Source organism: Sphingomonas sp. (assembly GCF_031372575.1).
In the GTDB taxonomy this organism is placed as follows: Bacteria; Pseudomonadota; Alphaproteobacteria; order Sphingomonadales; family Sphingomonadaceae; genus Sphingomicrobium.
Genome location: NZ_JANMLM010000077.1, coordinates 16,041 through 37,606, shown reverse-complemented (window position 1 = coordinate 37,606; position 21,566 = coordinate 16,041). Strand labels below are relative to the sequence as shown.

Sequence of the window (21,566 nt, the reverse complement as noted above, 5' to 3'; positions counted from 1 at the left end):
CGGCACCGGTATGGTGGTTCCGCCTGTGGAATGCTGCGCGCCCTAGCGAACCGTGCCGCTGAGCGCAACCCCGGTGAAAGGCCTTGACATGCGCAGAACAAAAGAAGAACATTGGCGCATTACCGAGGGTCCACACGCCGCAATGGAACGAAATTCGCTCCTCATTGGTTAGGCGCCGTAACGAAGGATGAGAATATGATCGCTGCAATCGCCACCATCGCCTTCCTCGCTGCCGCCTGGGCCGCGATTGTCGCTATCGCTGGTTCGCTCGACGACAGCCTTGGCAAGGTCAGCGCTGCATTGCGCGGTGTCGCCCCTTCCCCGCAGCCGCAACTGGCCGCGCTTCGGTTCAGCTCGCGCCATCCGCAGGGACGCGCCCAGCGGGCCGAGGGTCGCCCCGTCCTGCGCGCCGCTGCCTGACCTTCGCATAGCTGGCAATGCTGAATGGGATCGTCGCGAGATAAAGCGTCGATATTGCTAACAACGTAATCCACGGCTCGTTGAGCAGCGCAGCACCTAGCAGCGCTACCCCGGCAAGTGCGAACAGGCGGGTGCCGCGACGGATCCGGATCGACGTCCAACTAAAGGTTGGAACGCTCGAAATCATCAGCAGCGCGATAAACAAGGTCCACGGCATGACCAGCTGCCATTGGCGAAACACGTCATTGCCAGTGATGAGCCACAGGAAGATGGGGATGAAGGTCAAACCGGCACCGGCGGGTGCAGGCACACCGGTGTTGAAGCCGGCCGATTTGTGCGGTTGATCGTCGGCGTCGATGCGGGCGTTGAACCGCGCCAATCGCAGCGCGCAGCAGACCGCGAGCGCCAGTGCGGCGATCCAGCCAAAACGCGGCGCCGCCTGGAGCGACCACAGGAACAGGATTAGTGCCGGGGCAGTGCCGAATGCGATATTGTCGCTCAGACTGTCGAGCTCGGCCCCGAACCGGCTATTGGCCTTGAGCAAGCGCGCCAATTGCCCGTCGAGCCCATCGAGCACCCCGGCACCGACAATACACGCCATTGCCAGCGCCCAATGATTGTCGCTGCCCGGCCCGCCATTGGCCGCCGAGATTGCGTACCGCACCCCGGTCAGGCCCGAACATAATGCCAGCGCGGTAATTGCATTGGGCGCGAATGCCCGGAACGGAAGCCCGTGCCGCTCGGGCGCTCGACTCACTGACTGCTGCCCGAACGCTTCGGGTCGACCCCGATCTCACCAAGAATGGTCTCGCCGGCAATCGCGCGCTGGCCGAGCAAGATCTGGCTGCCCGTGCCAGCGGGAAGGAATACGTCGACCCGGCTGCCGAAGCGGATCAGCCCGATCCGCTCGCCACCGGCAACGCGGTCACCTTCGGCAACGAACGACATGATCCGCCGTGCCACCAGCCCCGCGATCTGGGTGAAGGCGATCTTCACCCCATCATCGCGCTCGACCAGGAAATGCTGGCGCTCATTATCCTCGCTCGCTTTGTCGAGGTCGGCATTGAGAAATTTGCCCGGAATGTAAGCGATCTTGCGGATCGTGCCGGCAATCGGCGAGCGATTGATATGGACATCGAACACACTCATGAAAATCGACACGCGGGTGAAATCCCCGGTCAGCTCAGGCGCCAACTCGGGCGGTGCGCTGACGTGGGTGATCATTGTCACCAGCCCATCGGCCGGCGCAATGATCAGTTTGGGATCGGTCGGGGTGGTGCGAATCGGATCGCGGAAGAAAGTTGCGACCCAAATGGTCACCAAGACCAGCAGCCACCCAAGGAAATGGCTGACCAACGAATAAGTGGCGAGCGTCAGGAACGCCGAAATGAGCGCGAATTTGCGACCTTCGGGGTGAACCGAGGGAAAGCGCCACTTGACCGCGGTCAGCTGGCTGTCGGGTTTGTCGATTGCAGGCATGCCCGTTCCCTAGAGGCACCGGGCCGGTTCCACAATCGCTCGGTTGTCTCGGCCTTCGGTTGCCTTGGCGCATGGCGGCGCTTAATGCGCGGCCAAATTCAAGCAGATGACAGGACGCGCAATGGCCAAGATCAAGGTGAAGACCCCGGTCGTCGAACTCGACGGCGACGAGATGACCCGGATCATTTGGCAGTGGATCCGCGAAAAACTGATCCTCCCTTACCTCGATATCGACCTTAAATATTACGATCTCGGCATCGAAAAGCGCGACGAGACCGACGATAAGATCACCGTCGAAGCGGCCGAAGCGATCAAGCAATATGGGGTCGGCGTAAAATGCGCCACGATCACGCCGGATGAAGCGCGGGTCGAGGAATTCAAGCTCAAGAAGATGTGGAAATCGCCCAACGGCACGATCCGCAACATCCTCGGCGGCGTGGTGTTTCGCGAACCGATCGTGATCGACAATATCCCGCGCATCATCCCCGGCTGGACCGACCCGATCGTGATTGGCCGCCATGCTTATGGCGACCAGTATAAGGCGACCGATTTCCTCGTCCCCGGCCCCGGCAAACTGATGATGAAATGGACTGGCGAGGACGGCCAGGTGATTGAACATGAGGTATTCGACTATCCCTCGGCCGGGGTGGCGATGGGGATGTACAATCTCGACGAGTCGATCCGCGACTTCGCGCAGGCCTGTTTGAATTATGGCCTGCAACGCAAATGGCCGGTGTATCTGAGCACCAAGAACACCATCCTCAAGGCCTATGACGGGCGTTTCAAGGATATCTTTCAGGAAACTTTCGACCGCGATTTCAAGGACAAGTTCGCCGAGGCGGGAATCGAATATCAACACCGCCTGATCGACGACATGGTCGCCTCTGCCTTGAAGTGGAGCGGCAATTTCATCTGGGCCTGCAAGAATTACGACGGCGACGTCCAGTCCGACCAGGTCGCGCAGGGCTTTGGCTCGCTCGGCCTGATGACCAGCGTGCTGCTGACCCCCGACGGCAAGACGGTCGAGGCCGAAGCGGCGCATGGCACCGTCACCCGCCATTTCCGCATGCACCAGGCGGGCAAGGCGACCTCGACCAACCCGATCGCGTCGATCTTCGCCTGGACCGGCGGGCTCAAGTTCCGCGGCCAGCTCGACGACACCCCCGACGTGGTCAAGTTTGCCGAAACGCTCGAGAAAGTGTGCGTCTCGACCGTCGAGCAGGGCGCGATGACCAAGGATCTCGCGATCCTAGTCGGGCCCGAGCAAGCGTGGATGACGACCGAGCAATTCTTCGAAGCCGTCCGCTCCAACCTCGAAAAAGCGATGGCGTGACGGTCGGCGCAGGAGGTTCATAAAGCCTCAAAGGTCGCAAAAGTCGCATGGTCAGCGACCATTTTTCCTATTTTTGGCGGTTTTGCGTTGGCGGTCTTCGAGCGGACTTGCGTGCGATGACGTCATGGCGTCGTTACGCTGGCAGACGAAATCCTACATTGGAAGCGCGTTGTTGAAGCGGTGACAAAGCGGCGCAGTCATGCTCTTGTCGAGCCATGGCTGGCCAATTCCACATGACCCCCGCATTGAGCGACACGCTGACCATATTGGGGGCGGCAGGGATCGTCATTCCGGCGTTCGCGCGGCTCAAGATTTCGCCGATCATCGGCTTCATCGTGGTCGGGATCCTCGCCGGGCCGTTCGGACTAGGCAGCTACGTCGGGCGCTATCCCTGGCTCGAGGCGGTGACAATCACCAACCCCGCAGCGATCGAGCCGTTCGCCGAATTCGGGATCGTCCTGTTGCTGTTCGCGATCGGGTTGGAATTGAGCTTCCGGCGACTGGTCAAGATGCGCCGCCAGGTGTTCGGGATCGGCGCGGCGGAACTCGGCTTCGGGGCGCTGCTGATCGGCGGCGGATTGCTGGCGATGGGCAATTCGCTGTCGGCGGCGATCGTGCTCGGGCTGGCGCTGGCGATGTCCTCGACTGCGCTGGTCATCCCCCTGGCGGGGACGAGCAGCCCGGCGGGGAAAGCCGCGTTCGCGATGCTATTGTTCGAGGATCTGGCGCTGGTGCCCCTATTGTTCCTGTTCGCCAGCCTGGGCGGCGGGGCCGAGCCGGGCGCGCTGCTGACGGTCATCTGGCAGGGTGCGCTGGTGATTGCGGTGATGCTGGTGGCGGGTCGCTTCCTGCTTCCGCCCCTGTTCGCGCAGGCGGCGCGGACCAAGAGCCCCGAACTATTCCTGGCGGTCAGCCTGCTGACCGTGATCCTCGCCAGCCTGGCGACCAGTGCAGTCGGACTCTCCCCAATATTGGGAGCATTGGTGGCGGGTATATTGATCGCCGAAACCGACTATCGCAGCGAAGTCGAGCATGTCACCGCGCCGCTGCGCGGGCTGGCGCTCGGGGTGTTCCTGATCACCGTGGGGATGAGCCTCGACCTGCCGTCGCTGTTCGCCAACTGGCCGGCGCTTCTGGCGGCGCTGGCGTTGGTGTTGCTGGCCAAGGCTTTGGTGACCGCGACCCTGCTCCGGCTCAGCGGGTCGCGCCCTGGGGTGGCGGCGGAGACTGGGCTAGTGATGGCCAGCCCGTCGGAAACGACGCTGATCCTGCTTGGCGCGGGGACTGCGGCGGGGGTGATCCTGCCCCAGGCGGCGAGCTTCTGGCAGGCGGTAACTGCGCTCGGGCTCACCGTGACGCCGTTGCTCGCCAAGCTCGGCCGGATGGCGGCGCAGCGGGTCGATCGCGATGCCACCGCGCATGTCGAGACCGGAGCGGCGGCGGGCAAGACCATGATCTTCGGTTTCGGCCGGGTCGGGCAGATGGTGGCCGACATGCTCAGTCAACATGGAAAGACCTATCTGGCGGTGGAAAGCGATATCGACGCGGTGCTTGGCGCGCGCGAAGCGGGCTATGCCGTGCTGTTCGGCGATGTCGCGCGCGGGGCGATGATCGACAAGCTCGGGCTGGGCGATGCGGATGCCTTGGTGCTGACGATGGACGATCCGGTGCTGATCATCCGCCTCGCCCGCCAGATCCGTGACCGCTTTCCCGACCTCCCGATCATCGCCCGCGCCCGCGACACCGACCACGCCGCGCAATTGTACCAAGCCGGCGTGACCGATGCGGTGCCCGAAGCGATGGAGGCGTCGTTGCAGCTGTCCGAGGCGGTGCTGGTCGATATCGGCGTGGCGATGGGGCCGGTGATCGCCTCGATCCACGAAAAACGCAGCGAATTGCGCGGGGAGATCATGGCGTCGGGGGAACTTGAGGTGGAACCGAGGCTGGGGCGGAGAAGAGTGCGCAATAGCAAATAATTCCTCCCCGTCTACGGGGAGGTGGCAGCCGCAGGGCTGACGGATGGGCTGCGAGATGATGACGGGACCAGGGGCCACTATCGGTATCGCGCGCAAGCTAAGGCGCCAGCTGACACTGGCCGACATTCCGTTGCAATGGTATGCTACTGGATGGATCTTACCGCCATCGTCGTTTTCATGATCGCGACCGTCGTCGCGGCAATGCAGCCGCTTCATGAAGTTAAAGCGCGGACCCGGCGCTCGTGGCTGCGACCGTTTCTGATAGCAATGGGGGTTTATGCATTGCTTATCATCGTGTCACTTCCGGCGGCTTTGGAAGAAGAGAATTTTGATCTTCCCCTGTTCGCGGCATCGTTTGCCCTGGTCCTCGTGTGGGCTGCGGCGGGGTCGGTAATTGGTTGTGCAATCGCTCGCCGGCGGACGAATTAGGACGCCGCCGTTACTAATGCCTCGCGAATGGCCGTGAGCGCTTCATTCGCTTTCGCGCCATCTGGCCCGCCGCCTTGCGCCATGTCGGGGCGGCCGCCGCCGCCCTGCCCGCCTAGTGCCGCGACCGCAGCCTTGACCAGATCGACGGCAGAGACGGTTCCGACGAGGTCGTCCGTCACCCCGATCACGACGCTGGCGCGGCCGTCGTTGGTGGCGATGAGCGCGGCGATGCCGCTGCCGAGGCGCTGCTTCATCGCATCGACTTCACCGCGCAGGTTCTTGGGATCGAGGCCGTCGACCACCTGGCCGAGGAAGGCATGGCCGGCGATCTGCTCGGGGCCGGCGTCGTCGGTCCTCGCAGCGCCGCCGCCCATGGCGAGCGCTTTTTTGGCGTCGGCCAGTTCACGCTCGAGCTTGCGGGCGGTCTCAACCAAGGCCGCGACCCGCGCCGGGACCTCATCGGGAGAAGCCTTGAGCGCGGCGGCGGCTTCGCGGAGCTTGTCGTCGCGGGCGTTGAGCCAGGTTCGCGCGCCCTCGCCGGTCAGTGCCTCGATCCGGCGGATGCCCGAGCTGACCGCGCTTTCGGCGATGATCTTGAAGATGGCGATGTCGCCGGTGGCGTCGACATGGGTGCCGCCGCACAATTCGGTTGAATAATGCTTCTCGGTCAGACGGCCCATGCTGAGCACACGCACCTCGTCGCCATATTTCTCGCCAAACAACGCCAGCGCGCCCGCCGCGACGGCGTCGTCTGGGGTCATCAGGCGGGTCGATACCGGCTGGTTGGCGCGGATTTCGGCATTCACCTCGGTTTCGACCGCAGCGATGTCGTCGTGGGACAGCGCCTTGGGGTGCGAGAAATCGAAGCGGAGTCGGTCGGGCGCGACCAGGCTGCCCTTTTGCGTGACGTGGCCGCCAAGGCGGTTGCGCAGCTCGGCGTGGAGCAGATGGGTGGCGCTATGGTTGGCGCGGGTCGCGGCGCGGCGCTCGACATCGACCGATTGGGCAAGCGTGTCGCCGGGCTTGATATTGCCCTTGGCGATGCGGGTGCGAAGCGCGTGGAGCTTGCCAAGTGGTTTCGATGTGTCCTCAACCACGCCTTCGAAACCATTGAGAGAGCTGATTTTTCCGACGTCACCGACCTGGCCACCGCTTTCGCCGTAGAACGGGGTTTGGTTGAGGATGACCGAGACGCTGTCGCCCTCGCCCGCCGCCTCGACCCGCATACCGTCTTTGACCAAAGCCAGGACGACGCCCTCGCCATCGTGGCCCGAGTAGCCGGTGAATTCGGTCGAGCCGATTTCCTCGGCAAGGTCATACCACAATTCGTCGGAGGCTTTTTCGCCAGAGCCCTTCCACGCAGCGCGGGCGGCGGCTTTCTGTTCGGCCATCGCGCGATCAAAGCCGGCGCGGTCGACCGCCATGCCGCGAGCGCGCAAGGCGTCTTCGGTCAAGTCGTAGGGGAAGCCGAACGTGTCGTAGAGTTTGAACGCAGTAGCGCCGGGAAGCGTGCCGCCTTTGTCCATGGTTCCAGTGGCTTCGTCGAGCAGTTTGAGACCGTTGGCGAGCGTGCGGCGGAACTGGGCTTCCTCCTGCGCCAGGGTCGCCTCGATCAATGGCTGGGCGCGGACCAGCTCGGGATAGGCCTGGCCCATTTCGGCGACCAGTTGCGGCACCAGGCGGTGCATCAGCGGATCCTTGGCGCCGAGCAGATGCGCGTGACGCATCGCGCGGCGCATGATCCGGCGGAGGACATAGCCCCGGCCCTCATTGGCGGGCAGCACCCCGTCGGCGACGAGGAAGCCCGACGCGCGGAGGTGATCGGCAATGACGCGGTGGCTGGCTTGCTGGTCGCCCTGCGCGCGGGTGCCGGTCAGTTCCTCCGATGCGTGGATCAGCGCCTTGAAGGTGTCGGTGTCGTAATTGTCGGTCACGCCTTGCATCACCGCGGCGACCCGCTCGAGCCCCATGCCGGTGTCGATCGACGGCTTGGGCAGATCGGCGACGATCTCGTCATTCTCCTGCAGGTGCTGCATGAACACCAGGTTCCAGATCTCGACGAAGCGGTCGCCGTCCTCGTCGGGGCTGCCCGGAGGACCGCCGGGAATGTGATCGCCATGGTCGTAGAAAATTTCGCTGCACGGGCCGCTCGGGCCATCGGGGCCCATCGCCCAGAAATTATCCTTGGTGGCGATGCGGATGATGCGGCTTTCGGGCAGGCCGGCGATCTTCCGCCACAAGTCATAGGCCTGGTCGTCATTGTGATAGACAGTGACGGTCAACCGGTCGGGATCGAGGCCCCAATCGCGGGTCAGCAGGGTCCAGGCGTGGGTGATCGCCTGATCCTTGAAATAATCGCCGAAGCTGAAATTGCCGAGCATTTCAAAGAAGGTGTGGTGGCGCGCGGTATAGCCGACATTGTCGAGATCGTTGTGCTTGCCACCGGCGCGGACGCATTTTTGCGACGAGGTGGCGGTGACATAGGGCCGGGTTTCGAGCCCGGTGAACACGTTCTTGAACGGCACCATCCCGGCGTTGACGAACATCAGGGTCGGGTCATTGTGCGGAACCAGCGGCGCGGACGCGACGCGGGCATGCCCAGCCTGCTCGAAATAATCGAGGAAGCCGCGGCGGATGTCGTTGGTGGAGGTCATGGCGAGTCAGATATGGGAGTTGCTGCATTGCGGCAAGCGCGGCTAACAGGTCTCTAATGGCCCAACGATCAACCAGCATTCCCAACTTTCGCCGCCGTCGCCAGCGAAGCCGCGGTGGCGGCGGGTTCTTCCGCTTCATCGCCAAGTCGATCCTCGGTCTGTTCCTGTTCTCGATCTTGTGGGTCGTCGCTTATCGCTTCATCAACCCGCCGATCACCGCGACCATGCTTGGCGACGTGTTCGCCGGGCAAGGCGCGGCGCGCAACTGGATGAGCCTTGACGCGATGGACCGCGACATGGTCCGCGCCGCGATCGGGGCCGAGGACAGCAAGTTTTGCAGCCATGGCGGGTTCGACATCGAAGCGATCGAAGATGCGATGAAGCGCAATGCGTCGGGCGGGCGGATTCGCGGCGGATCGACCATCAGTCAGCAAACCGCCAAGAATGTCTTCCTGTGGCAAGGCGGCGGTTACCCGCGCAAGGCGGCCGAGGCGTACTTCACCTTCCTGATCGAGCACATCTGGGGCAAGCGCCGGATCATGGAAGTCTATCTCAACGTCGCCGAGACGGGGATCGGCACTTATGGTGCCAACGCCGGGTCGATGCGCTATTTCGGGCATGATTCGAGCGCGATGTCGGCGACCGAAGCGGCGCGGATCGCGGCGATCCTGCCCTTGCCCAAGAAGCGCGGCGCAATCGCCCCCAAGGGGTTCACCAAAAAATATGGCAACTCGATCGCGGCCAGGGTTGGCGTGGTTGGACGCGACGGCCTCGATGCATGCGTCTATTCGGGCCGGACCGCGCCGGTCAACAAGGCGCCGCCCAGGGTCACCAGGGTGCCCAAGGACGTTCCAGGCGAAGATTATGAAACCGCCACCCCGCCTCCGCCCGAGCTGACGGTCGACACACCGGCAAGTGACGACGTGCCGACGCCAGCCCCGGGAACACCCGATGCGCCGGTGGGGGGTGATCCGGTGGTGATCGACAATCCGATCGCGGAGCCAGCGCCGCCACCCCAGGAGCCAGCAATCCCGTCCCCTCCGGGGGTCTAGCCGACCAGCGCCAGCTTCGGGCCTTCCTGCGCCGATAGCGTGACCGCGCCCTCCCCCAATAAACGCTCAAGCCGCGACGCGAGGTCGGCATCGAGCATGAAGTCGCGACCAAGGACCAGCACCGCCTCCCGACTGCGGCTGATCGGCAGGGTCGCACGAACCAGGCCATTGCCGCCGCGCGATTTGGCCAGTTCGGGGATGATCGCGGCGAGCGCGCCCGCGTCGACTACGGTCAAATCGAGCTGGAGCCGGGTCTTCCTGGCGAGGCTGTCGATCGGCTGGAAATGCTTGACGGTGACGCGTGGCACTTCGTCGCCCGGGCGGCGGTCGAGCTCGACGGTCATCAACCCGCATGTTCCAGCCTTGGCCGCGGCTTCGAGATCAGCCGACGGCCCGGCATCGAACACCGTCGCGACATATTGGCCGGAGGCGTCGGAAATGGTCGCCATCATGTAGCGCCGCCCTTTGGCCGACGTGCGCCAATTGGTCGATTCGACTAGCCCGGCCATCATCGCCGCCGACCGTCCACCGTCGGCTGGCGCGGGGAGCGAGGCGAGTTCGGCGAAGCTCTTGACTCGGTGCGCGGCGAGCAAGTGACGCTGGGCATCGACCGGGTGGGCCGAGAAATAGAAGCCGAAGGCGTCGCGCTCGGCCGCCATTCGCTCGGCGAGCGTCCAGGCGGCATCCCTCGGCAATCGGATCGCGGCGGGCGATTGATCGCCCGATGCCCCGCCGAACAGGCCGTGCTGCCCGCTGGTGCGTTGGTCATGTGCCGAGGCAGCGTGGGCGAGAATAGTCTCGGCACCCGCGAATACTGTCGCGCGGTCGGGGTTGAGGTTGTCGAACGCGCCCGCGGCGGCGAGGCTTTCGAGTTGGCGGCGATTGAGCAGTTTGGGATCGATGCGGGCGGCGAAATCATCGAGCGAGGCGAATGGGCCATTGGCCTCGCGCTCGACAACCAGCGCCTCCATGGCTTTCTCGCCAACGCCCTTCAGTGCGCCCAGTGCATAGCGAACCTTTCCACCTTCGACGCTGAACGCGGCTTGCGACGCGTTGACGTCGGGGGCGAGGCATTCGATCTGGCTGCGACGGATATCCTCGACGAACAGGCCAAGTTTGTCGGTTTGCGCCATATCGAAACTCATCGACGCGGCGAAGAATTCGGGGGCGTGGTGCGTCTTGAGCCAAGCGGTGTGATACGCGACCACGGCATAAGCCGCAGCATGGCTCTTGTTGAAGCCGTAACCGGCGAATTTGTCGATCAAGTCGAACAGTTCGTTAGCCTTGGGCGGCGCGATGTCGTTGGCGGCGGCGCCCGAGACGAAACGCGCGCGCTGCTCGTTCATTTCCGACTGAATTTTCTTGCCCATCGCGCGGCGGAGTAGATCGGCCTCACCCAGGCTGTAGCCGGCGAGCACCTGCGCCTCCTGCATTACCTGCTCCTGATAAACGATGACGCCGTAAGTTTCGGCCAGCACCGCTTCGAGCATTGGGTGCGGGTAAGCGATTGCCTGGCGACCATTCTTGCGGTCGCCGAACAAGGGGATATTGTCCATCGGGCCGGGGCGATAAAGCGCGACCAGCGCGATGATGTCGCCGAAGCCGGTCGGGCGAACGCCGGCGAGCGTACGGCGCATGCCTTCGGATTCCAATTGGAATACGCCCACGGTGTCGCCGCGCTGGAGCAATTGGTAGACCGCCGGATCGTCCCACGTCAGCTGGTCGAAATCGACCGTGACATCGCGCCGCGCCAGGAGATGCTGGGCTTCCTTCAACACCGAGAGGGTTTTCAACCCGAGGAAATCGAATTTCACCAGCCCCGCCGCCTCGACATATTTCATGTCGAACTGGGTTACCGGCATGTCGGAGCGCGGATCGCGGTACAGCGGGACCAGCTCGTCGAGCGGGCGGTCGCCGATCACCACGCCCGCGGCATGGGTCGAACTGTGGCGCGGCAAGCCTTCAAGCTTCATCGCCAGGTCGAGCAAGCGGCGCACGCCCGCGTCATTCTTATATTCCGCCGCCATCTCGCTGACGCCATTGAGCGCGCGGTCGAGCGTCCACGGGTCGGTTGGATGGTTGGGGATCAGCTTGGCGAGGCGGTCGACCTGGCCATAGCTCATCTGCAGCACTCGCCCGGTGTCCTTGAGCACCGCGCGCGCCTTCAGCCGCCCGAAGGTGATGATCTGCGCCACCCGGTCACGGCCATATTTCGACTGGACATAGGTGATCACCTTGTCGCGGTGGGTTTCGCAGAAATCGATGTCGAAATCGGGCATCGAGACGCGTTCCGGGTTGAGGAAGCGTTCGAACAGCAAGTTGAGTTCGATCGGGTCGAGGTCGGTGATGGTCAGCGACCACGCAACCACCGAACCCGCGCCCGATCCGCGCCCCGGGCCGACCGGAATGTCGTTGGTCTTGGCCCATTTGATGAAGTCGGCAACGATCAGGAAGTAGCCCGCGAAGCCCATGCGGGTGATGACGTCGATTTCGAAGTCGAGGCGGTCACGGTATGCTGCCTTGCCGGCCTCATCGCGCCCGGCAATCCGCTCCTCGAGCCCGGCATGCGCCTCGCGCCGCAGCGTCTCATCCTCATCGTCGCTAAGGCGTGGCAAGATCGGTTTGCGGTTGGGGGCGGCGATGGCGCAGCGCTGGGCGATCACGGCCGTATTGGCGATGGCCTCTGGCAAGTCGGCAAACAACGCCTCGACGTCGGCACCGGGCTTGAGCCACGCCTCGGGCGAACTCACCGGGCGGTCGCCATTTTCGACATAGGTCGAATTGGCAATACACAGCATGATGTCATGCGCGGCGTGGAATGACGGGTCGGCATAATGCGCCGGATTGGTGGCGACGATTGGCAAGTCGGTGGCGTAAGCGAGATCGATCAGCGCCGCCTCGGCCGATTGCTCGACCGCATCCCCGCGCCTCGAAAGCTCGATATACAGCCGCCCCGGAAACAACGCGACCAAACGTTGCGCATAAGCTTTGGCCTTGTCGATTTGCCCATCGGCGAAGAGGCGAGCGAGCGCCCCCTCCCCGCCAGCGGTCAGCGCGATCAGCCCGTCGGTGCTGCCGGCCAGCGCGTCGAACGCGACGTGCGGTTCCTCGGTAATTGGCCGGTCGAGATGCGCCTGGCTGACCAGTTTGCAGAGGTTGGCGTAACCCGCCTCATCCTGCGCCAGCAGCACCAGCCAGTCGAGTTTGCCCTTGGGCCCGATATCCGCTGGCCGCGACACCCCGAGCAGGGCGCCGACAATCGGCTGCACGCCTTCCTGCTTGCACGCCTCGCCGAACGGCATGGCGGCGTACAGCCCATTGCGATCGACCAAGGCGGCGGCGGGGAAACCGAGCCGCGCGGCATGCTTGGCGATCGCCTTGGGCTCGATCGCCCCTTCAAGCATCGTGAAGCAGGAAAAGACGCGCAAGGGAACGTAAGGACCGGACATCGCGCCACTATGACAGGTGCGCGACGATGCGCCACCGCCGCGCGGCACTTATCCCCAGCTTATGCGGCAAGCGGTGCGCTGCGTCGCATCGACGGTCGCATCCCGTAGGTCAGCCAACGCCACAGATATTCCATCGGACCGAAGCGGAAACGGGCCAGCCACCAGTGGCTGAACATTATTTGCAGGGAGAAAAAGGCGATGCAGATTGCAACGATCGCCGTGGTGCCGATTTGGCCCGCGAGCCCCAGGCCGGGGCCGACTCCGAACAAGATGAAGGCGTAAATGAACCCCTGCAGCAGGTAATTGGTCAGCGCCATGCGCCCGACAGCGCCAAAGCGGCTGAATAAGCGCTGGCCCCAGCCTGACTGAAGCGCGACGAGTACGCCCGCGCAATAACCCGCGGAGAGGATCAGAGCAGTCGGCGAGCGCAATGCCTTGATTGACTCGATCAGCGTCTCATGGTCACCGGGCATGTCGCTGACCCGATGCAGCGCGATGCGGATCACGACGCTGATCGCAACGCCGAGCGGTATGCCGACCCAGGCGATGCGGCGCAGCAACGGGATGTGGCGCGCGACATTATCAAACAAGCCGCTGCGGCCAATCGCCGCGCCGAGCGCAAAGCGGCCGAGGGCATAGATAATCCAAGCCATCATGATTCCGCCGGAGATCCAGTCAGACCAGGTCCAGTGGGCAAAGTTGGCGACAATGGCCGGATAATCGCCCGATGCGACGAGCGCCTGTTTTGCCAGGATCGCCTGGTCGGTCGCCAGCGCCGGGTCCGGCGCAATCGGCACATGCAGCCAGCTGAACAAAGCGCCCTGTAGATGATCCGAATAAAGCGCGAGGCCGAGGCCGGTAACCACCAGCGCGCGCATGCTCCAGCGCCGCATCAGCAGCAGGCCGAAGCCGGCGATGGCGTAGAGGTGGAGGATGTCCCAGATCCAGAGAAACAGGGTGTTGATCAAGCCGAACACCAGCAGCCAAAACAGCCGGCGGGCGTAGCGGCCCTCGAATCCGGGCTTTCCGTCGCTGCGCGACAATTGAATGTAAAAGCCGAGGCCGAATAGGGTCGCGAAGACAGTATTGGCCTTGTCACCAATGAATACGCGAACAAATTCATAGGCCCAATAATCGAGGCCGGCTGTCGACAGCGCGGCCATCTGCGCGTCGGTCGCCATCACACCGCTATTGGCGAAGGCGGTGAAGTTCATCGCGAGAACGCCGAACAGAGCGAGCCCGCGCAGCACGTCGACTTCGCCGATTCGCTCGCGCTCCCCTACTGGTTGCACCAACGTATCTGATTGAGTGTCAGACATGGATTTGCCCCCGCCATCCGAACGGCGAAGATGGGCCAGTTTGATCCGCGACGCAATCGGTCCTGCTAGCGCAACGTCCCGTCGGCGATGTCGCGGATTTCGCGCATCCGGCCGCGATAGGTTTGCGCGATGCAGGCGCTCGACGGGCATTGGTCGCGATAGGACAGGAAGCGGTCGCGGCTGCGCTGGAGTTCGGCGCGGGTCTGCGGATCGGCGCCGCGCAAGGCCTCGACATATTGCGCCGCCATCTGGCGATCGAGCGACGCCAGCCCGCTGTCGCCGCACACCGCCAGCTCACCTCGAGTACTCGCATTGGCGCAATTGAAGCTCGGGCGGCCGGCGAAGGTTGGCACCGATGCGGGTGACGGAGCCGGTGGTGCCGCCGGAACCGTTGTCGGATCGGGCGATAAGGGTACCAAAGGCGGCTGCAAGGTTGGCGGCGGCGGGGTCGGCGCAAGCGGATCGACGGCGGGCGCGTTGCCGACCCGCGCAATCGTCGCCAGCGGGGTGATGATCGAATCGGCGCGGGTCAGGGTCAACACTTCGCCATTGCCATCGGCCGAGCGCCGAAGCGCATAGCCGATGTCGGCGACCAGGGTTCGCCGCCCACCGACTACTGCCACCCCAGGCGGCAAATCGAGCGTCAACGACCCCGAGCAGCTGATGGCGGTGGTCTGGTCATCCTCGCTATCGAGCAATGGTCGGTCGATCCGCACCACCGCATAATCGGCCAATTTGCTGAACGCTGCCTGGTCGGCCCCACGAACGACCGCCGCGCGGCGGAACAATTCGCCCTTTATGAGGTCGTACGTCGCCTGCGATCCGCAGCGTTTCTCGGGGTCGGCGGTCTTGGTCGCGGCGACGCTGTTGGAGTCGGGCAATTTGTCAGGGTTAGACCGGCGCGTGCTGGCAAAGGTCCAGACGGCGAAAGCAGCGATGAACAAGCCAGCGACGATCAGCGCAATCTGGGTCGGGGTCATGCCGCGCTTGAGCGGGGCACCGCGCGGATCCGGATTGCGCTCGTCAATCACTCCAGCACGCCCTCGTGAAGCCTCAACACGCGGTCCATCTTGGCCGCGATGCGCTCATTGTGGGTTGCAACCAACGCCGCGCTGCCTTCGCTCCGTACCAGCGACAAAAATTCCGCGAACACGATGTCAGCGGTATGCTCGTCGAGGTTGCCGGTGGGTTCGTCGGCGAGCACCAAAGGCGGGCGATTGGCGAGCGCGCGCGCGACCGCGACACGCTGCTGCTCGCCGCCCGACAGCTTGGCGGGACGATGGTCGAGCCGATTCCCGAGGCCGAGGCTGGTCAACAAATCGCGGGCGCGGGTGCGCGCCGCGTCGGGCTCCGTCCCGAAGATGAGTTGGGGCAGCAGGACATTCTCCAGCGCATCGAAATCGGGCAGCAAATGATGAAATTGATAAACGAAGCCGAGCATGTCGCGGCGCAGATCGGTGCGCGCATCATTGTCGAGGCTCGCGGCTTCCCTGCCGCCAATACGGATCGATCCGTCGAACCCGCCCTCGAGCAATCCGACCGCCTGGAGCAACGTCGACTTTCCCGACCCCGACGGCCCGAGCAGCGCGACAATTTCGCCCGGACGAACCGACAGGTTGATCCCGCGAAGGACTTCGATCGTGACGTCACCTTGGGTGAAGCTGCGGCGAAGATCAGTCGTTTGTAAAACAGGTTCACTCATAGCGGAGCACCTGAACCGGGTCGGTCGAGGCGGCTTTCCACGCCGGGTAGATGGTCGCAAGGAACGACATCACCAGCGCCATGATCACCAGCACGGTGACTTCGACCGGATCGGTCTTGGCGGGCAGCTCGCTGAGAAAGCGCACCGAGGGGTCCCATAGATTTTGGCCGGTGATGAACTGGAATGCATTGACGATCCCCTGCCGGAAAAACAGGAAAACGGCGCCCAGGATCAGGCCGAGCACGATCCCCAAACTGCCGATCGTCAGGCCGACGGTCATGAACACTTTCATCAGCCCCTGCCGGCTTGCGCCCATCGTGCGCAAAATGGCGATGTCGCGGGTCTTGGCGCGGACCAGCATGATCAGCGACGACAAGATGTTGAACGCCGCGACGAGGATGATCAGCGACAGCACGACGAACATCGCCACCCGCTCGATCTCCAGCGCCTCGAACAGGGCCGAATTCATCTGCTTCCAGTCGATGATCGCGCCCTTGCCCTGAACGATCGGGCGGAGCGGTGCGACGATCGATTCGACCCTGTCGGGATTGGTCGTCTGAACCTCGATCATCCCGACATTGTCGTCCATCATCAGCAGGGTTTGCGCATCCTGCATCGGCATCACGACGAACGCCTTGTCGAAGTCATACACCCCGACCTCGAACACCGCGCCAACGGTGTAGCTAACGATCCGCGGGACCGTGCCGATCGGGGTCGAGCGACCCTCGGGGCTGATCAATGCGATCTCGCTGCCGGGATAGGCGCCGAGCATTTCGGCCAGTTGCGATCCGATCGCGACCTTGCCGCTGCCCGGCGTGATCGAGCGCATGTCGCCCGCCTTGACGTTGGCGTTCATGACCTTGTTGGAGCGGATATCCTCGACCCGCACGCCGCGCAGCAACACGCCTTCGACGCGGCCGTTGGCGGAGGCCATCAGCGGCTGGATGATCAGCGGCAGCGCCGACGTCACCCCCGGCGTCTTTCGCGCGGCGACGGCGATCGTCTCCCAATTCGCAAGCCGGCCCTCATAGCCCTGGATCATCGCATGACCGTTGAGCCCGGCGGTCTTGTCGAATAGTTCTGCGCGAAACCCGTTCATCACGCTCATCACGATGATCAGCGCCGCAACGCCGAGCGCAACCGCGCCAAGGCTGATCCCGGCGACGAGCAGGATGAACCCCTCGCCCTTGCCCGGGAGCAAGTAACGCTTGGCGATCATGCGTTCGTGACGGGAAAGGATCATGTGAGGCGGTTAATCGCGTCGTCGATGATAAGTTCCTGTTTCTCGCCGGTGCGGCGGTTCTTGAGTTCGACCAGGCCATTGGCCAGCCCGCGCGGACCGAGCACCAATTGCCATGGCAGGCCGATCAGATCCATCGAGCCGAGCTTGACCCCGCCGCGCTCGTCGCGGTCGTCGTACAGCACTTCGACCCCCGCCGCCTGGAGCCGTGCGTAAATGTCATCGGCGGCAGCGACCGTCGCGGGGTCATCGCCGCGCATCGTCACCAGCCCGACCTTCCACGGTGCAACCGCGTCGGGCCAGATGATTCCGGCGTCGTCGTGGCTCGCCTCGATGATTGCGCCGACCAGCCGCGACACGCCGATGCCGTAGCTGCCCATTTCGGGGGTAACCATCGTACCTTCCGGGCCGGAGACCTTCAGGCCCATGCTCTCGGAATATTTAGTGCCGAAGTAGAAAATATGCCCAACCTCGATCCCGCGACCCGTGCGGCGACGGTCTTCTGCAACTTTCGTCCAGCGCTCTTCATCATGTGTTTCATCAGTTGCGGAGTAGGTTGCACTGACTTGTTCGAACAACTTCTCAAGTCCGGCCGCATTGTCATACGACAGGCCCGACTGCGCCCAGTCAAATTCGTCGAACGCCGCGTCATAGAAAACTTCGCTTTCGCCGGTTGGCGCGAGGACGATGAATTCGTGGCTCAGATCGCCGCCGATCGGGCCCGACGCGGCCTTCATCGGCACCGCCTGGATTCCGAGCCGCTGGAACGTCCGCAGATAAGCCAGCAGCTGGGTGTAATAGCTGTTGCGCGCGCCCGCCTCGTCAAGGTCGAAGCTATACGCGTCCTTCATCAGGAATTCGCGGCCGCGCATCACGCCGAAGCGCGGGCGGACCTCGTCACGAAATTTCCACTGGATGTGATATAGAGTACGCGGCAGGTCGCGGTAACTGCGCGCCTCACCAGCGAAGATCGAGGTGATCATTTCCTCATTGGTCGGGCCGTAGAGCATTTCGCGGTCATGCCGGTCGGTGATCCGCAGCATTTCCGGCCCGTAAGCGTCATAGCGCCCCGACTGACGCCACAGATCGGCCGATTGCAGTGTCGGCATCAGCATCTCGATCGCGCCCGCTTTATCCTGCTCCTCGCGCACGATCTGCTCGATCTTGGTGAGCACGCGAAGCCCGATCGGCAGCCAGGCGTAGATACCGGCAGCGGTCTGGCGGACGAGCCCGGCGCGGAGCATCAGCTTGTGACTGACGATCTCGGCCGCAGCGGGGCTTTCCTTCATCACGGGCAGGAATGATCGGGACAGGCGCAAAGCGGGGACTTTCAGGCGGTGGGACAGGCCGCGCCTCTCTAGTCAGCGCACCTCCAATCGGCAACCGCCCTCGCTTTGGGCCGTGCAGGCGGCGTGGCCCCGTCGACACACCCTGTGCTCAAACGCCCGGCAAGGCGACTTTGGGCGTGACAAGCCGCTTTGGCCGGGCGTAGCCATTGGCCCTCGGATCTGGCCTCAGGGACTCAGGTTCGGGGAGGACGCTGCCATTAAGCGGCGCTTCACGTCCAAGGGGGCTGACGAGCGATCGTCATGCAAGGGCGCCCGGGCTGGAAACGGCCCGGGCGCTTTGCGTTTGGGCTACGGCCGGGCGCTCAAGGCTGGGGTTGGCGAACGCCCTCAAGCTCCTGCCCGCCCTGGAACAAGGTGATCGACGCGGCCTTGCCGTCTTTCACATTGAAGCGAATTCTGGCGCCGACCTGCGCAATTTCAAACTCGGTCACGCTGGTTGCCTTCAACGGAAATGCCGGTTGCGCCCCGAGCTTGACTGTCAGGCCGTCGCCCTCATGCTTGAACACGAAAGTCCCGGCCGCCGATGTGTAGCTGCCGACATAGGTGGCGAGCGTTGCCGCAGGGACGGAGACGGCGGCGCTCTCGACTGGTGGCGGGCCGGTGCGCGATCCGGTCACCGGCTTGCTTGCGCCCTCGCCATAGAAAGCGATCTGGCGGGTCGCGCCGGGAGCGCCGACCAGCTCAAACCAGCTGAGGCTTTCGGGGCCGTAGAAGAAACGGTTGCTACCCGCCGAGAAGACTTCGAGCGCGGGGCCACCCTCGCGCTGCATGAACAATTTTGCGTCGCGGGCGAAAAAGGTGCGTTTCGCCGAACCGAAGTCATAGACGCCGAACGCTGGGCCCAGTGTCTTCGGGTCGATCGCTGCCTTGGTGAAGGTGGGATAGGCATCGCCGACCGCCAGCGCGGCCAATTTGCGGGCCACCACGCTGGTTGCGATTCGCGGACTGTCGCTGTTGGCGAACACCGCGACGAAAATCTGTTGCTCCGGCAGAAAGAGGCTGTCGGTTGAAAAGCCGTTGATCCCGCCGCCATGGCCGATTTCGCGGCGTCCGCGAATGTCGCCGGTCTGCAGGCCGAAGCCATAGGGCTCGATCTTGCCGTCGGCGGTGGTGGTCGGGGAAATCATCGCCGCATAACTGGCGGGCGCGACCACCTTGCCATGATGCAACGCCTGGCCCCAGGTGGCGAGGTCGCCGACATTCCCCACCAGCGCCCCAGCGCCGTGCGGCACGCTCATGTGGATCTTCGTCGCCGGGACCATCTTGCCTTCTTCATCGGAATAGCCGGCGGCCATGCCCGCCGTTCCGTCGATCCCGATACCGCTGCGAATGGTGGTGAGCTTGAGCGGCCCGGTGACGAGGTCACCGACCGCCTGGTCCCAGCTCTTTCCGGTGACCTTCTCGAGGATCGCCCCGAGCAGGACATAGCCGCTATTATTATAATTCCATTTTTCGCCCGGCTTCGACGGCGAGGGAATGTCCTTGAACACCGCGATCAGCTGCTCGGTGGTGTAGGGTTTGTTGATGTTGGCCTCGACCATGAAGCCGGGAATATTGGTGTAGGGCATTACACCTGACGTGTGATTGAGCAATTGGCGCACCGTCGCACTCGATCCCGGCGCAGGATAATTCGGCAGGAATTTCGACAAAGGATCGTCGAGCGATAATTTGCCCTGCTCAGTCAATTTGAGGATCGCTGCGGCGGTGAATTGCTTGGTGATCGACCCGATGCGGAAATGCGTGTCCGGGGTGATCGCAATCTTCTTCTCGACATCAGCCATTCCGCGCCCGGCGGCATAGACCGTCTGGCCATTTTCAGTGATGATCACCGCCGCGCCGGGGCCGGTGGCGGCGTAGGCATCGGCGAGCAAGGCGTCGGCTTTGGCCTTGAACCCTGGGGCGATCGCCGCAGCGGAGGTCGAAGCAAGCAACAAAGCAATCGCAACAGCCGAACGAACCATTTTCCAAACCCCTCAAAGCAATGATGGTGCTGTGTTATGTGAATAACACACGTGCTGTCAACGGGGTTGCGACACCAAAAGGCGGAGTTTCTTGGATTCGAAGTCGATCGACACTTTGTCGAAGCTGCGCAACCCATTCATCCCGAGCAGGATTGCGGGTGCCCGATCGAGGCCCAGCTGGCGAAAGGTATGCGCCTCGGCAAACACCATCGCCAACTGGGTAATCGTAGCGCCGCCGATCTGTAGTTCGCGAACCATCGCCAATTCGCCGCGCAAGGCTTCGCCGGTCACCGATACCAACTCGATCGGCCCGAGCAATTCGAGCTTGCCGCGGCGTTCGAGCGCGCGGCGCAGCGCCGCATTTCCCACCGACATCTGCGACCCGGTATCGAGAACGACGCTGACATGTTTCCCGTCCGCCGCCGCGTCGGTAATCACCAGGCGCCCCTCGCGGCGCTGGGCACGGACAACGATCGCCCCCTCCCCGTCCAGATCGTTGCGACCTTCGGCGGAGGTGATTGACAGGGTTCGAGCCGGAAAATCGAACAGCAAACGATGCGCCCGCAGCGAATCGATGCCGAGGATTCCGTCGGCCCCGATATCGATCGCGGCAAGCATGGGAGCATCGATCCGGCGGATTGCTTTGCGGCTCAGGGTCAAATCCGCGATCACCACCATCTGGGCGCGCGATTGGCCGGTTGCGCTGTGCAACACGGCGCCCGGCCCAGTGGCGAGACGAAGCCGGGCCGCGAGTTCGCTGGAAATGGCGGTGCGGTCCGATCCGGTATCAACCAGGAAGCGAAACGGCCCTGCCCCGGCGAGGCGCACCGGCACCGTCATCCGGTCATGCGAGTCGACGCCCATCGCAACCTTGTCCGGGGCCGATCCATCGGACGGCTGCGGCGTTGCCACCGTCTCGAACCGGGTCAGGGGAGGCGGTGCCACCGGAGCGGCGAGCAAAAGCCAGGCTGAAACCAGCAAGATCATTTCGTAAGCATGAGCGGCAGGATATGCGCTTTGCGAAAGCATCGCAATCGAGCAAGAATTGGTAGCGGAGGAGGGACTTGAACCCCCGACACGCGGATTATGATTCCGCTGCTCTAACCAGCTGAGCTACTCCGCCCCAAAGGGACGCGGGCGAGCCTATAGGCGGCGACCCGATAAGCGTCAATCGACCGGGAACCGCGACCCGCGGCAAGGGTT

At 63.6% G+C, this 21,566-nt stretch carries 15 protein-coding genes, 1 tRNA gene and 1 pseudogene; 5 read left to right on the top strand and 12 right to left on the bottom strand.

All coding sequences use genetic code 11. From position 1 onward, the window contains the following. Positions 1–195: 195 nt before the first annotated feature. Entirely contained in the window at positions 196–420 is a 225-nt protein-coding gene (locus RMN73_RS07765) for a hypothetical protein (RefSeq protein ID WP_309602747.1), read from the top strand. Here the strand turns inward: RMN73_RS07765 and RMN73_RS07760 are convergent. Next, positions 350–1,177, bottom strand: coding sequence for a phosphatidylcholine/phosphatidylserine synthase (locus RMN73_RS07760; protein ID WP_309602746.1), 828 nt, complete (start codon positions 1,175–1,177; stop codon positions 350–352). The two genes, RMN73_RS07765 and RMN73_RS07760, sit on opposite strands and share 71 nt — an antisense overlap. Then, positions 1,174–1,899, bottom strand: coding sequence for a phosphatidylserine decarboxylase (locus RMN73_RS07755; protein ID WP_309602745.1), 726 nt, complete (start codon positions 1,897–1,899; stop codon positions 1,174–1,176). The genes RMN73_RS07760 and RMN73_RS07755 overlap by 4 nt, the downstream gene beginning before the upstream one ends. A 121-nt stretch (positions 1,900–2,020) precedes the next feature. Here RMN73_RS07755 and RMN73_RS07750 point away from each other — a divergent pair, with 121 nt between their 5' ends. The 3 genes from RMN73_RS07750 to RMN73_RS07740 all read left to right on the top strand — a co-directional run bounded on the left by RMN73_RS07750 (position 2,021) and on the right by RMN73_RS07740 (position 5,637). Continuing rightward, positions 2,021–3,232, top strand: a complete 1,212-nt coding sequence (locus tag RMN73_RS07750) for an NADP-dependent isocitrate dehydrogenase (RefSeq protein ID WP_309602744.1) — start codon at positions 2,021–2,023, stop codon at positions 3,230–3,232. Between the two features lie 215 nt (positions 3,233–3,447). Beyond that, on the top strand, positions 3,448–5,208 hold the full coding sequence (locus tag RMN73_RS07745) for a cation:proton antiporter (protein WP_309602743.1): 1,761 nt from the start codon (positions 3,448–3,450) through the stop codon (positions 5,206–5,208). A gap of 150 nt (positions 5,209–5,358) precedes the next feature. Beyond that, positions 5,359–5,637 carry a hypothetical protein gene (locus RMN73_RS07740; RefSeq protein WP_309602742.1) on the top strand — a complete coding sequence of 93 codons (279 nt, stop codon included), beginning with the start codon at positions 5,359–5,361 and terminating at the stop codon, positions 5,635–5,637. Here the strand turns inward: RMN73_RS07740 and alaS are convergent. Beyond that, positions 5,634–8,291 carry an alanine--tRNA ligase gene (alaS, locus tag RMN73_RS07735; protein ID WP_309602741.1) on the bottom strand — a complete coding sequence of 886 codons (2,658 nt, stop codon included), beginning with the start codon at positions 8,289–8,291 and terminating at the stop codon, positions 5,634–5,636. The genes RMN73_RS07740 and alaS overlap by 4 nt on opposite strands. A gap of 56 nt (positions 8,292–8,347) precedes the next feature. Between alaS and mtgA the strand changes: the two are divergent. Further along, a pseudogene (mtgA, locus tag RMN73_RS07730) lies at positions 8,348–9,076 on the top strand (monofunctional biosynthetic peptidoglycan transglycosylase); the annotation flags it as partial. Between the two features lie 263 nt (positions 9,077–9,339). Here mtgA and dnaE read toward each other — a convergent pair. From dnaE to RMN73_RS07685, 9 genes are all read right to left on the bottom strand, one after another. After that, positions 9,340–12,792 carry a DNA polymerase III subunit alpha gene (gene dnaE, locus RMN73_RS07725; RefSeq protein ID WP_309602740.1) on the bottom strand — a complete coding sequence of 1,151 codons (3,453 nt, stop codon included), beginning with the start codon at positions 12,790–12,792 and terminating at the stop codon, positions 9,340–9,342. Positions 12,793–12,851: 59 nt separating this feature from the next. Further along, a complete protein-coding gene (locus tag RMN73_RS07720) occupies positions 12,852–14,111 on the bottom strand; it encodes a DUF418 domain-containing protein (protein ID WP_309602739.1) in 1,260 nt (419 codons plus the stop codon). Positions 14,112–14,176: 65 nt separating this feature from the next. After that, a complete protein-coding gene (locus tag RMN73_RS07715; protein WP_309602738.1) occupies positions 14,177–15,142 on the bottom strand; it encodes a lysozyme inhibitor LprI family protein in 966 nt (321 codons plus the stop codon). Continuing rightward, positions 15,139–15,813: an ABC transporter ATP-binding protein gene (locus RMN73_RS07710; protein ID WP_309602737.1), complete on the bottom strand. Its 675-nt coding sequence runs from the start codon at positions 15,811–15,813 to the stop codon at positions 15,139–15,141. Before RMN73_RS07710 ends, RMN73_RS07715 begins: the two co-directional genes overlap by 4 nt. Continuing rightward, the gene (locus tag RMN73_RS07705; RefSeq protein ID WP_309602736.1) at positions 15,806–17,056 is read right to left on the bottom strand and encodes a lipoprotein-releasing ABC transporter permease subunit; all 1,251 of its coding nucleotides are present in this window, start codon (positions 17,054–17,056) and stop codon (positions 15,806–15,808) included. The genes RMN73_RS07710 and RMN73_RS07705 overlap by 8 nt, the downstream gene beginning before the upstream one ends. Further along, positions 17,053–18,372, bottom strand: coding sequence for a proline--tRNA ligase (proS, locus tag RMN73_RS07700; RefSeq protein ID WP_309602735.1), 1,320 nt, complete (start codon positions 18,370–18,372; stop codon positions 17,053–17,055). The genes RMN73_RS07705 and proS overlap by 4 nt, the downstream gene beginning before the upstream one ends. A 332-nt stretch (positions 18,373–18,704) precedes the next feature. After that, positions 18,705–20,363 (bottom strand): serine hydrolase, encoded by a 1,659-nt coding sequence (locus RMN73_RS07695; RefSeq protein ID WP_309602734.1) that lies wholly within the window; start codon positions 20,361–20,363, stop codon positions 18,705–18,707. A gap of 57 nt (positions 20,364–20,420) precedes the next feature. Continuing rightward, the gene (locus RMN73_RS07690) at positions 20,421–21,308 is read right to left on the bottom strand and encodes an aspartyl protease family protein (protein ID WP_309602733.1); all 888 of its coding nucleotides are present in this window, start codon (positions 21,306–21,308) and stop codon (positions 20,421–20,423) included. 101 nt (positions 21,309–21,409) lie between these two features. Further along, positions 21,410–21,486 (bottom strand) — tRNA-Met (locus RMN73_RS07685). Between the last annotated feature and the right edge of the window lie 80 nt (positions 21,487–21,566).